The sequence below is a fragment of the Halomonas sp. MS1 genome, from assembly GCF_024182575.1.
Lineage (GTDB): Bacteria > Pseudomonadota > Gammaproteobacteria > Pseudomonadales > Halomonadaceae > Vreelandella.
Window position 1 is genome coordinate 1,511,940 of the sequence record NZ_CP098926.1, and the last position, 12,511, is coordinate 1,524,450.

Annotated in this window: 10 protein-coding genes; 3 read left to right on the forward strand and 7 right to left on the reverse strand. The window is 53.9% G+C overall.

Going from position 1 to position 12,511, the window contains the following annotated elements:
• The first annotated feature begins 184 nt into the window (after nt 1–184).
• Nucleotides 185–2,416, forward strand: coding sequence for a YccS family putative transporter (gene yccS / locus NF683_RS06765; RefSeq protein ID WP_253921604.1), 2,232 nt, complete (start codon nt 185–187; stop codon nt 2,414–2,416).
• A gap of 15 nt (nt 2,417–2,431) precedes the next feature.
• Here yccS and recG read toward each other — a convergent pair whose 3' ends face one another.
• Together recG and NF683_RS06775 are read right to left on the reverse strand one after the other, a co-directional pair.
• On the reverse strand, nt 2,432–4,510 hold the full coding sequence (gene recG / locus NF683_RS06770) for an ATP-dependent DNA helicase RecG (protein WP_253921605.1): 2,079 nt from the start codon (nt 4,508–4,510) through the stop codon (nt 2,432–2,434).
• Complete coding sequence (locus NF683_RS06775; RefSeq protein WP_089040971.1) at nt 4,507–5,436, reverse strand: LysR substrate-binding domain-containing protein; 930 nt, start codon at nt 5,434–5,436, stop codon at nt 4,507–4,509. Before NF683_RS06775 ends, recG begins: the two co-directional genes overlap by 4 nt.
• A gap of 149 nt (nt 5,437–5,585) precedes the next feature.
• On the opposite strand from NF683_RS06775, the gene NF683_RS06780 reads away from it, so the two are divergent.
• A complete protein-coding gene (locus NF683_RS06780) occupies nt 5,586–6,467 on the forward strand; it encodes an SDR family oxidoreductase (protein ID WP_253921606.1) in 882 nt (293 codons plus the stop codon).
• Between the two features lie 114 nt (nt 6,468–6,581).
• Here NF683_RS06780 and NF683_RS06785 read toward each other — a convergent pair whose 3' ends face one another.
• The 4 genes from NF683_RS06785 to gmk all read right to left on the reverse strand — a co-directional run bounded on the left by NF683_RS06785 (nt 6,582) and on the right by gmk (nt 10,268).
• Complete coding sequence (locus tag NF683_RS06785) at nt 6,582–6,971, reverse strand: RidA family protein (RefSeq protein WP_089040194.1); 390 nt, start codon at nt 6,969–6,971, stop codon at nt 6,582–6,584.
• 137 nt (nt 6,972–7,108) lie between these two features.
• Nucleotides 7,109–9,241 carry a RelA/SpoT family protein gene (locus NF683_RS06790; protein WP_089040193.1) on the reverse strand — a complete coding sequence of 711 codons (2,133 nt, stop codon included), beginning with the start codon at nt 9,239–9,241 and terminating at the stop codon, nt 7,109–7,111.
• Between the two features lie 44 nt (nt 9,242–9,285).
• Entirely contained in the window at nt 9,286–9,546 is a 261-nt protein-coding gene (gene rpoZ / locus NF683_RS06795) for a DNA-directed RNA polymerase subunit omega (protein ID WP_038479742.1), read from the reverse strand.
• A gap of 89 nt (nt 9,547–9,635) precedes the next feature.
• On the reverse strand, nt 9,636–10,268 hold the full coding sequence (gene gmk, locus NF683_RS06800) for a guanylate kinase (RefSeq protein WP_253921607.1): 633 nt from the start codon (nt 10,266–10,268) through the stop codon (nt 9,636–9,638).
• A gap of 202 nt (nt 10,269–10,470) precedes the next feature.
• Here gmk and NF683_RS06805 point away from each other — a divergent pair, with 202 nt between their 5' ends.
• Nucleotides 10,471–11,166: an extensin-like domain-containing protein gene (locus tag NF683_RS06805; RefSeq protein WP_253921608.1), complete on the forward strand. Its 696-nt coding sequence runs from the start codon at nt 10,471–10,473 to the stop codon at nt 11,164–11,166.
• A gap of 7 nt (nt 11,167–11,173) precedes the next feature.
• Here NF683_RS06805 and NF683_RS06810 read toward each other — a convergent pair whose 3' ends face one another.
• The gene (locus NF683_RS06810) at nt 11,174–12,373 is read right to left on the reverse strand and encodes an MFS transporter (protein ID WP_125753200.1); all 1,200 of its coding nucleotides are present in this window, start codon (nt 12,371–12,373) and stop codon (nt 11,174–11,176) included.
• Between the last annotated feature and the right edge of the window lie 138 nt (nt 12,374–12,511).

The window sequence follows — 12,511 nt, forward strand, 5'->3', positions numbered from 1 at the left end:
GCCGTTCCAATCATAGGACCTTAGTGCGCTATTTTTTAGAACACTCCAATAGTTTGGACTAGAGGACAATAATAAATTAAAGCGACAATGGCCTAACGTTGAAGGGGTTGAGAGAGGAGTATGGCACCTACACCTACCAACCCTATGTTATACTAAAGTATAAAATCTACCCACCAGAGCCTTTATGCCTATTTCATTGCCTTTGCGGCGCCTATGGACCCTAGATAAGTTTGCCTACAGCCTGCGCGTGTTTATCGCGTTCAGCGGGGCGCTGCTGTTTAGCGGTTTTGCAGGTGACATCGCACTGGTGATTCCGCTGTTTTTGGGCATTATTGCGAGTGCGCTTTCTGAAACCGATGACAGTTGGCAGGGGCGCTTACAGGCGCTGGTGGTGACGCTTGCTTGCTTTGCCTCGGCCTCGTTTGTCGTTCAGTGGCTTTTCCCCTGGCCGTGGCTGTTTGCAGTTGGGCTGGCAGTTTCTACCTTCACGTTAATTATGCTGGGTGCCATTGGTCAGCGGTACGCGACCATTGCGTCAGGCACATTAATCCTGTCGATCTACTCAATGATCAACATTGAACAGCACGGTGGCGTGGATGAAGATGTGGCTTCCCGGCAGTTGCTGCTACTTGCAGGAGCCGCGTGGTACGGGGTTATCTCAATCCTATGGTGCGCCCTTTTTTCGCGCCAGCCGGTTAAACAAAGCATGGCGCGGGTATATAAAGCGCTAGGTGAGTTTTTAATCTTGAAGTCTGCGCTGTTTGAGCCTGTCCGCGGGGTCGATCTAGAGGCGCGTCGCGTGGCGCTAGCCAGACAAAACGGCAAAGTCGTCGATGCCCTCAACCAAGCGAAAGAGATGATTTTTCGCCGCTTAGAGGGGCAGCGTGGCAGCCGCAAGCTGAACCGCTACTTACAAATTTACTTTATCGCCCAGGATATACACGAGCGGGCAAGCTCTACCCACTACCCCTATAGCGCGCTCACCGAAGCGTTTTTTCACCATGACGTGCTGTTTCGTTGCCAGCGACTCTTAGACCAGCAAGGTCGCGCCTGCCGCCAGCTAGCCAAATCGCTGTTGCTTAACCGCCCCTTTGGTCATGAACAGAGTGAGCAGGCACTGGCCGATCTACGCGCTTCTATCGACAACCTTAGCGAGCACGGTAAGCCGGAATGGCGTCCGCTTATGCACCCGCTCAATGCACTTGCTGATAACCTGTCTATCCTGGAAGCTCAGATTGCCAGCGCCCACAACCCAGACACCGACGATGATCGTCGTGATAGCTCGCTTTACGACCGCTCCCCCTCTAGCGTGCTAGAAGCGTGGAAACGCGTTCAGCTAAATTTGACGCTGGGCTCACCCACGTTTCGCCATGCGGTGCGCTTATCCACCGCGCTGCTAGTGGGCTATGGGCTGCTCCAGTGGCTTGATCCTGAGCAGGGGTTTTGGATTTTACTCACCACGCTGTTCGTCTGTCGCCCTAACTTTGCCACCACGCGTCGTTTTCTGTCACAGCGCATCTTCGGCACGGTGCTTGGCCTCATTGCCGGTTGGGCATCCATTAGCTTGTTCCCTCAAGCCAGCATTCAAAGCATGATTGCGGTGGCCGCGGGCGTTTGTTTTTTTGCCAACCGCGAGCGTCACTACGTTATCGCCACCGCCTCTATCACGCTGCTGGTACTGTGCAGCTTTAACCAGGTCGGCGACGGTTTTAATCTGATCTTACCTAGGCTATTGGATACCTTGGTGGGTTCGTTGATTGCCGGGCTAGCGGTATTTTTTATTCTGCCTGACTGGCAAGGGCGTCGGCTGTATCGGGAAGCCGCAAAAGTCCTCACCAACCACCGCCGTTATTTAGATGAGATTGTTCACCAGTATGAAGAGGGCAAGCAGGACGATTTGGCTTACCGGTTAGCCCGCCGTAATGCTCATAATGCCGATGCAGCGCTGTCAACGCTGCTCACCAATATGCTCCACGAGCCAGGTCACTATCGCAAACAGGACGCCGACAGCGGCCTACGCTTTCTAGTGCTGTCTAACACGCTGCTAAGCCACTTATCGGCCCTTGGCGCTCACCGCCATCAGTTGGCTGAAGACGAGGACGACGCCGCCTTAGTGCCCCTTGCCAAGCGCATCAGCGAGCTGCTGGAACAACTGGCAGAACAGCTCAACAAGCGCCAACCCATCACGCCCTTAGCTGATCAAGTCAACGACCTCCTCGCGCAGCTAGAGCAGAATGCCTCAGATTCCTTCGATAAGAAGGGCTCAGAGGGGGACGAAAACGCCATTGCCCTTTACCGTCCCATCCAAAGCCAGCTACGCCTGATTGCCGCACAGCTAGGCCCCCTTGGTGAAGCCGCCAACCGCTTAACGGAGACACCAGTAGAGAGTCACCAAGAAGCGAGCACCGCAGCTTAAGCGCTGTATTACTCCCTACACCTGCCCATAGCGCCCGGCGGCTTCGCCTAACCAGCGCCGCACTAATACGGCGGTGACCTCAGTGTTGCCTTGAAGCGCCTGGGCAAGGGCGGTAACGCGCTCTAGCTGGTCGGCGTCACGCTCAAGATCAGCAATTTTCATTTGGGCAAGGCCGGTTTGGCGAGTGCCGAGCACTTCCCCGGGGCCACGAATTTCCAAGTCCTTTTCGGCAATACGGAAACCGTCGGTGGTTTCACGCATTACCCCCAGGCGTTCCCGAGAGCTTTTCGAAAGCGGCGGGTGGTAAAGCAACACACAGAAGCTTTCCGTGCTGCCGCGCCCCACCCTGCCGCGCAGCTGGTGCAGTTGAGAAAGCCCTAGGCGTTCCGGGTTTTCGATAATCATCAGGCTGGCATTGGGGACATCTACGCCCACTTCAATAACAGTGGTGGCCACCAGCAGGTCGAGCTCGCCCGTTTTGAAGGCCTCCATCACCGCGACTTTTTCGCTGGCCTTCATACGCCCATGAATCAGACCAATAGCGAGTTCAGGCAGCGCCTGGGTTAGTTCATCGCGAGTGACTTCGGCGGCCTGACACTGCAGCACCTCAGACTCTTCAATCAGCGTACACACCCAATAGGCCTGACGCCCATCACTGCAGGCGTTGCGAATGCGTTCGACCACTTCAGGCCGCCGCTCATCAGACACCACCACGGTTTTAACCGGCGTACGCCCTGGCGGCAACTCATCAATCACTGACACATCTAGGTCAGCGTAAGCGCTCATGGCCAGCGTGCGGGGAATTGGTGTCGCGGTCATGATTAGTTGGTGGGGTGTTAGCCCGCCCGCTTCGCCTTTCTCGCGCAGTGCCAAGCGTTGATGAACGCCAAAGCGATGCTGTTCATCAATAATTGCCAACCCCAAACACTGAAAGTGTACGTCGCTCTGAAACAGCGCGTGGGTGCCCACCACCATACGGGCACGGCCATCGGCAATAGCGGCTTTGGCATCTAATCGCGCTTTACCTTTTAGCTTGCCTGCCAACCAGGCCACTTCAATACCCAGCGGCTCAAACCAGGCTTTAAACGCCCGATAGTGCTGTTCAGCAAGAATTTCCGTGGGAGCCATCATCGCCGCCTGGCAATTGCCCGCTAGCGCTGAAAGCGCCGCCATCGCCGCAACGACCGTCTTCCCCGAGCCGACGTCGCCCTGCACGAGCCGTAGCATCGGGGCGGGCCGCGCAAGGTCTAGGGTAATCTCTTCCAGCACGCGGCGCTGCGCACCGGTAAGGGCAAACGGCAGCTGGGCTAAGAATCGGGTTTGCAGGCTGCGCCCCGAAGGCAGCGATGGCGCACCATCCGCCTGAATACGTAACCGTACTTCACGCAGACTGAGTTGGTGGGCCAGTAGCTCTTCCAGTGCCAGCCTACGCGTGGCGGGATGATGGCCGTGGGCAAGCTGGTCAATGTCCACATCCGGTGGCGGTTGATGTAGCAGTTGCAGGCTAGCGTGTAACCCAGGCAGGTTGAACCGCTGGCGCAGGGCATCTGGAATGACGTCCGGAAGCAACTCAGGGGAGCGCTGCAGTAGCGCAAGCGCTTGCTGGGTAAGTGCGCGCAAACGCGTCTGATGCAACCCTTCAGTGGTCGGGTAGATCGGCGTGAAATACTCCTCAACCGGTGTATCGTTACCGCCGCTTAGCCGGTACTCAGGATGGTAAATTTCCAGCCCTGTTGCCCCCGCGCGCGCTTCCCCAAATGCACGCACCGTAACACCGGGGCGCATCTGTTGCTGCTGAGCAGGCGAAAAATGAAAAAAACGCAGGCTTAAAATACCGCTTCCATCGCGCACTCTGACTAACAAACTACGCCGACGCCCCTTCACAACATCGCACGCGGTGACTTCCCCTTCTATCACCGCCTCACTCCCTGCGCGCAGCAGGCCAATGGGCGTTAGCCGTGTACGGTCCTGGTAGCGCAACGGCAGGTGAAATAGCAGGTCGCTTACGCAGTCTATTCCCAAGCGCGCCAACTTTAGCGCAAGCGCCTCACCAACCCCTTTCAGCGACGAAACCGGTGCAGAAAGGTCACTCATGAGGACGGACTAGCAGTGTGTACAGGTTGCTGACATTGGCTAATCGCCTTGGCTAACGCATCAATTGCTTTTGGGCGAGGAAAGCTTGCCCGCCACGCAATGGCAACGGTGCGCGAAGGCGCGGGCTCAACAAAGGGCCGGCTCACTAGCATGGCATTTTCATACTGATCAGTGCCCAGCGCCGACTGTGGCAGTACCGTAATGCCTAATTTAGATGCCACCATATGGCGAATGGTTTCCAATGAACCACCCTCAGCAATCAGCGTATTATTGGGGCTGTTAAGCTTTTGGGTAATCGCCGGACAGGCTTCTAAAATTTGATCACGGAAGCAGTGCCCTTCCCCCAGCAGCAACAAGCGCTCTTCTAACAAATCCTCTTTGTGGATCGCGTCACGACTTACCCAGCGATGGCTGGCAGGTATCAATACCTCAAAATGCTCATCGTAAATCGGCTTGGTAACTACGTCGGTCTCTGTGAAAGGCAGCGCCACAATAATGACATCCAGCTCGCCACTGCGTAACTTTGCCCGCAGAGAGCCGGTCATACCTTCTTCAATATACAACGGCATTTGCGGTGCGGCACTAGCCAGTGCTGGCACTAGATGGGGAAATAAGTAGGGACCTATCGTATAGATAGCGCCTATGCGCAGCGGGTTAGCCAACTGGTCTTTGCCAGCATTCGCCATTTCGTAGATAAGTCGGCTCTGTTCCAGCACGCGCTGGGCTTGAGCAACGATTTTCTCTCCCAACGGGGTGACCTGCACGGTTGATTTGGAACGTTCAAACAACGGTGTATCAAGCTCGTCTTCGAGCTTTTTTACCGCCACCGAGAGCGTTGGCTGCGAAACATGGCAGCGTTCGGCGGCACGACCAAAGTGACGCTCTTGGGCAAGGGTTACGATGTAGCGTAGTTCTGTTAAAGTCATAGTGGTGCCAGTGGCATCCTCTCGTTGCAGCTCGTTACAGGTCATCGTGATAGCGAGATGGAAAAGGACAAACAAACCCTATTGAAGATGGCACATCTCATAGGGACTTTGTATCTGATAGGGAATATTAATCAAGAGGAGTGACCAAGGTGAAGCTAACGGTACTGATTATTGGCTGCGGAGATATCGGCATAACGCTCGGACGCGAGCTACTCAGCGAAGGCCATCATGTTATCGGCGTGCGCCGTCATGTCGAGGCATTAAAAGACACCGGCATTGAGCCGTTGGCGCTTGATCTTAACGATCTTGAAGGCGCTGGTGCTGACGCCCTGCCTCACGCTGACTACGTTATTTATTCCGTCAGCGCTGACCGTTTCGAAGAAAGTGCCTACCAAAGCGCCTATCCGGATGGCCTTAATAGTGTGCTTGGCGTGCTGGATCAGCATAAAACGCCACCAAAGCGCATCTTTTTTGTGTCGTCGACCAGTGTTTATGGCCAGCAGGAAGGCGAGGTTGTTAGCGAAGACAGCCCAACCGGATCAACCAGCTTTTCTGGCAAGCTGATGTGCGATGCCGAACAAGCGCTGATTAACCATTCAATCCCCGGCACAGTCGTGCGCTTTTCGGGTATTTACGGCCCTGGGCGTGATCGTTTGATTCATCAGGTCGCGGAAGGCCGCATTGCCGCTGTCACGCCAGTCAGCTACTCCAACCGTATTCACCGTGATGACTGCACCGGTATTCTGGCGCACTTAATTCGTTGTCAGGAAAAAGGCGCGCCACTCGCCGACCTTTACCTAGCTAGCGACTGCGAGCCCGTCACCCTGCATAACGTGATGGCGTGGTTAGCCAAACAGCTCAAGGTTGAATCTACCGAGACTATGCAGTCACCACTGCGCCGTCGCACCAGCAAACGCTGCGATAATAGCCGTATCCGTGAAACGGGTTATGAATTCCGCTATCCGACCTACAAAGAAGGCTACGCACAGGTGCTAAAAGAGGGCGGCTTCTTAGCGCCACAAAAAGCCTAATCGTTTCGGCGCTAACTCCTTTGTACTAACCTCAAAAAAAGAGCGGGCACTTGATGATAGAGTGCTCGCCCGTTTTTGGTGAAGACAGTTGCTGAAGACATTCAGCTCAGAGGCTTAGTCGCCAATGACCATCACAGCTTCTGCTTCTACTTGGCTGCCTTTGGGTAACGCTTTGACGCCGACCGCTGCACGGGCAGGGAAAGGCGACGAGAAGAACTCTTCCATCACCTTGTTTACGATCGCAAAGTTATCCAAATCAACAAGATATAAGTTGAGTTTGACGATATCGCCAAGCGTACCGGCAGCCTCTTCACACACCGCCTGCAGATTGGTAAATACTTGGCGCGCCTGTGCTTCAAAGTCGTCAGAGATAATTTCCATTGTCTCTGGGTTCAGCGGGATCTGGCCCGACATATACACTGTGTTGCCAGCCTTAATCGCTTGAGAGTAAGGGCCGATGGCAGCGGGGGCTTTTTCAGTATTAATAACTGCTTTGTTGCTCATGAGATAGCACTCTCCTGTCGTGTTTAATATATTTTTAGAGGTAAGTTGTAGATAGGATGATAGCGTTAAATATTAATTGTAATGGTCCGCCATAGCAGTTGCTGCCAGCCCATCGCCAGCAGCCTACTAACGGGTGATTAATTGGTCATTCTGGTTATTTTGCCGACATTAGGAAGGTTGCGAATACGCTTAATAATGCGCGCAAGATGCACTCGGCCTTTTACCGATAAGGTTAAATTAACGATTGAAAGCCGCGCATCACGCTCTTCAATGCCGATACGCTCGATATTAGCGTCGGCATCGGTCACCACGCCCGCCAGCTCGGCCACCAGCCCACGACGGCTCTCAATTTCAATGCGCAGCGCGACCGGGAAATCTTCATCTATACTGTCCGACCACTCAAGAGCAAACAGCTTCTCTGGGTCGTTTTTGCGATCACCTAGGTTTTTGCACTCACTGCGATGCACCACCAGCCCCTTACCAACGGATAAGTGGCCGACAACGGGGTCGCCCGGCAACGGATGACAGCAGCGGGCAAAATTAATCACCATACCTTCGCTACCGCTGATAACGACGGCTTTTTCACTATCCCCACTGAGAACGTAGTCAGAATTGCCGCCATTGGAGACATCAACCAAGCGCCGTGCCACCACATGGGCCATGCGATTGCCCAAGCCAAGTGACTCTAACAAAGCATCTAGCGAAACGACGTCCAGCTCTTTCAATGCTTTAGCAAAAACACTGTCATTAAGCTCTTCCAGACTGGTTTCAAACGGCGCCAGCGCTTTATTCAACAGCCGTCGCCCTAAGATAACCGCTTCTGCCTGCTGCTGGTGCTTCAATGCATGACGTATCGCGGAACGCGCTTTTGCTGTCGTGACGAAGTTGAGCCATGCCAAGTTAGGCCGTGCCCCAGGAGCAGTAATAATTTCCAGCGTTTGGCCACTTTCAAGACGTGTTGAGAGCGGGGCTAAATGGCGATCAATACGACAAGCAATGCAGTTATTGCCAATATCGGTGTGTACGCTGTAAGCAAAGTCGATCACCGTTGCGCCCTGAGGCAGCTCCATGATGTCGCCTTTGGGGGTAAATACGTAAATATCGTCTGGGAAAAGGTCGTTTTTGACGTGCTCAATAAACTCTAGCGAATCCCCTGCATGGCGCTGCATTTCGAGCAGCCCCTTTACCCAAGCGCGGGCACGCGCATGGCTGCCTTCGGCAATGGGGTGGGTTGTTTGCCCTGCTTTATAGAGCCAGTGGGCAGCGATGCCATTATTAGCCATCGCCTCCATCTCACGGGTGCGGATCTGCACTTCAATTGGCATCCCGCCCTGACCAAACAGCGTGGTGTGAAGACTTTGGTAGCCGTTGGCTTTTGGGATAGCGATATAATCTTTAAATCGCCCTGGCACGGGCTTATAGAGATTATGCACCACGCCTAAGATGCGATAGCAGCTAGCGACATCTTCGGTAATAATGCGGAAGCCGAAGACATCCATAATTTCCGCGAACGGCTTACGCTGGTCGCGCATCTTTTTATAAATCGACAGCAGATGTTTCTGCCTGCCGATCACGGTACCTTTAAGCCCTTCATCGTCCAGACTCTGCTGTAGCGATGACTGAATTTCTCGCATCGCACTACGGCGGTTCCCCCGCGCGCTGGCGACCGCGCGCTTGATGCGTTCTGAACGCATTGGGTGAATAGCCTGGAAAGAGAGATCTTCAAGTTCAACACGAATCGTATTGATACCTAAACGTCCCGCGATACGGGCATAAATTTCCAGCGTTTCTCGGGCAATACGGCGCTTTTTATCTGGGCGCAATGCTCCCAGCGTGCGCATGTTATGTAGACGGTCAGCCAATTTTACGATGATGACGCGGATATCCCGCGACATCGCTAACACCATCTTCTGGAAATTTTCCGCCTGGGCGACGGCTTTGTCTTCAAAGGTGATCTGGGTCAGCTTGGAAACACCATCCACCAATTCGGCGACAGGCTTACCAAACTGCGCAGACAGCGCCTTTTTCGAGACGCCCGTATCTTCAATGACATCGTGCAGCATGGCCGCCATCAAACTTTGATGGTCCATGTGCATATTAGCCAATATATTAGCGACCGCTAACGGGTGGGTCACATAAGGCTCACCAGAGCGACGGCGCTGGCCGTCGTGGGCTTGCTCGGCATAATAGAAAGCGCGTTTGACCTGCTGTATTTCGTCTGGAGGTAAATAGCCGCCAAGTCGATCGGCCAGGTCATCAATGGTGAACATTTACCGCGCCCCTAGTCGCTTCTAAGTCCAGTCTCTAGTCAACCTTAGTCGTCGATATGTGTCGTAGGCGTCATTGCTGGGCGCGTACGAACCGCGGCTTCAACCGGCTCATCTAGCACGGTGTGATTTACCAGGCCGGCGGCAATTTCACGCAGTGCCATAACGGTAGGTTTATCGTTCTCCCAGGGCAGTTGCGCTTCACGGGAGCCACGGGCAAGCTGGCGCGCGCGCTGGGTAGAAATCATCACCAGCTTGAAGCGGTTCTCAACATTTTCCAGACAATCTTCAACGGTTACGCGAGCCATGGGGGCCTTCCTGTAATGACAACGCTGGGCCAGCGTTGTGGTGAAACGCCGCGGGCCCAGCAAAAAAAGTGGTAATGGAACCTGCTAGATTACTCGACGCTAGGCGCTTGTGACAAGAGCGCATCGAGTAGTGGCGCATGACGCACCTGCATCGCCTCACGTGTTAAGCGGCGACTGATCACCAGCGACTGCAACTCTTGCAGTGCTGTGGTGAAATCATCGTTGATGACTAAGTAGTCATATTCATCAAAATGGGACATTTCGCTAACGGCATCACGCATACGCCGAGCAATCACTGCGTGCTCATCGGTTCCGCGGCTAGAAAGACGCCGCTCTAGTTCGCTACGCGAGGGTGGCAAGATAAAAATCGACACTGCCGAAGGCATTTGCTCACGTACCTGCTGAGCGCCCTGCCAGTCGATCTCTAATATAACGTCTTGTCCTGCGTCCAGAACAGTTTGCACCGCACAACGAGACGTACCGTAGTAATTATCAAAGACCTTGGCATACTCAAAGAACTCACCGCGCTCAATCATCGCTTCAAAGTCGGCTACGTGAGTAAAGTGGTAGTTCACGCCATCCACTTCCCCCTCGCGCTTAGCTCGCGTGGTATGTGATACCGAGACCTGAATACCATCCAGGCTCTCGATCAGCTCGCGGACCAAGCTGGTTTTACCAGCACCCGACGGGGCAGAAATAATAAAAAGCGTACCCTGGGACATGAAGCGCTTCCCTAATTAGCAAAAGATAGATAGCGAAATGATAGTCAGCGAAAGATCGTTGATGAAGATAAACAGCACAACGGCAATACGTTGTACTGTTTATCAAGCACTGCGAATAAGGTTCTGCAAATAAAGTAGCGCGCAGTATCGCACACCTATGCTATGGACTGTAGCGTTTCGGCGCAGTCACAAGGAGGTCGTTATGCGCAGTACGATCGTTATTTTATGCTTAATTGCCCTAGGCGTAGCGTTCCAAAAAGGCTTGATTGAGATTCCCCGCCATTGGGGCCCCTGGGCGCCACTCTATATCGATGACCCAATAACGCCCATCACCCAGCTAAAGCTCAAACGTCTAAACGATGACCGGAGTGCCTGTTTAGCCGCACTGGACACCGTGCCAGAAAGCGAGCTGAGTTACACACCTTTAGCCGATTATTCCCCAGTCGCTAGCTGCCCACTGACGAATATCGTGAGTATGCAGTCTAGTAGCGTTCGTTTTAACCAACGCTTTGTCGCCACCTGCCCAATGGCGCTGGCCTGGGTAATGTACGAGCGCCATGCCCTTCAACCTGCCGCCCTGGAAATCATGGGTAGCCGTGTGGCCCAAGTCAATCACGTTGGCAGCTTTGCCTGCCGTAACGTCTATGGCCGCGAAACAGGCAGGCTCAGTGAACACGCCACCGCTGAAGCACTGGATGTGGTGGGGTTTCAGTTTGAAAATGGCCAGCGCGTTACGCTGATCAATCACTGGGATAACGAAGGCGAAACCGGGGAATTTCTAAGAGCAGCGAGAGATGGTGCCTGCGACACCTTTGGTAACGTGTTGGGTCCAGACTACAACGCCGCACATGCTGATCACTTTCACCTCGGCATGCGCGGCTTTCGGCTATGTCGTTAGTAAACACTCACTGATAACGTTCAGCCGTAGCGAAAGTGCGTTTCTCAAGCCAGCGCCCCCAAGCAAAAATCACAAGCCCGCAAAGTGCTAAACCGGTACCGACTAACCCCGTGCTCGACCAACTAAAACCTGCGCTAATGACCAGTCCCGCTAACCATGCCCCTAATGCATTGGCCCCATTAAAAGCGGCATGGTTTAGCGAAGCCGCCATCGTTTGGGCATCTTCTGCCACATCCATTAAACGGGTCTGCAGCGCTGGCGCTAGCGCCATGCTGGAACCGACTAATCCGACAAATAACAGCCCCGTCCAAACATTATTAGCAGCAAAATAGAACAATCCTTGAATTACAGCGCACCACACCAGGGTAGCGGGAATTGCGCGCATCAGGTTCTTGTCCGCTGCACGACCACCGATCAAATTCCCAGCGATAGAGCCAAGACCAAAGATGACCAGCACTAGCGGCCCCAGCGCTTCACTCATACCCGCTTGCTGCGTAAGCGTAGGCATTACATAACTAAAAATAGCGAACATACCGCCACAACCAATACAGGCAATAGCCACCGTCACCAGCACACGCTGCTTTATCAATGCCGACAGTTCACGTAGCGGGCTTGCCAAAGCATCGAACGGCTGTACAGGTACCCACAGACGAATCAATAGCGCGGTCAACAGGGCAATAATGCCTACGGCTGCAAAGGCAATTTGCCAGCCAAACAGATTGCCTGTCCACGTGCCTAACGGCGCGCCAATCAGAATCGCCAACGTCAAGCCCATCATTACCCGTGAAATAGCGCGTGCCCGCTGATCAACCGGCACTGCGCCAGCCGCTACCAATGCGGCTACGCCAAAGTAAGCACCGTGGGGTAACCCGGCAATAAAGCGCAGTCCAACAAATGACCAAAACCCCGGCGCCATGGCACTGGCGATATTACCGATAGCAAATACCAGCATCAGCACAATCAGCAACGCACGCTTAGGTACCCGCGCTGCAAAGGCAGATATCAGTGGTGCACCGACTACCACACCCAGGGCATAGCTACTGATGGCATAGCCCACCTGTGGCACCGTAACGGCGAGATCTTCCGCGACACGGTTCATTAACCCCATAATGACGAATTCGCTGGTGCCAATACCAAACCCGCCTAACGCCAACACGACTTCTGCCAATCGCGGGTTACGTGCCAATCCCGATGACGACGCCTGCATACTTTTCTCCCCCAGGCGCATTCAACACCTGCTTAACAAAACGGTCTTGTATAGCTGCAAATGATCGCAGGATTAGACAAAAGTAGAAATACGTAACACCAAAAAAGTTAGCGGGCGAACGAGGCAATTCCTACGGAT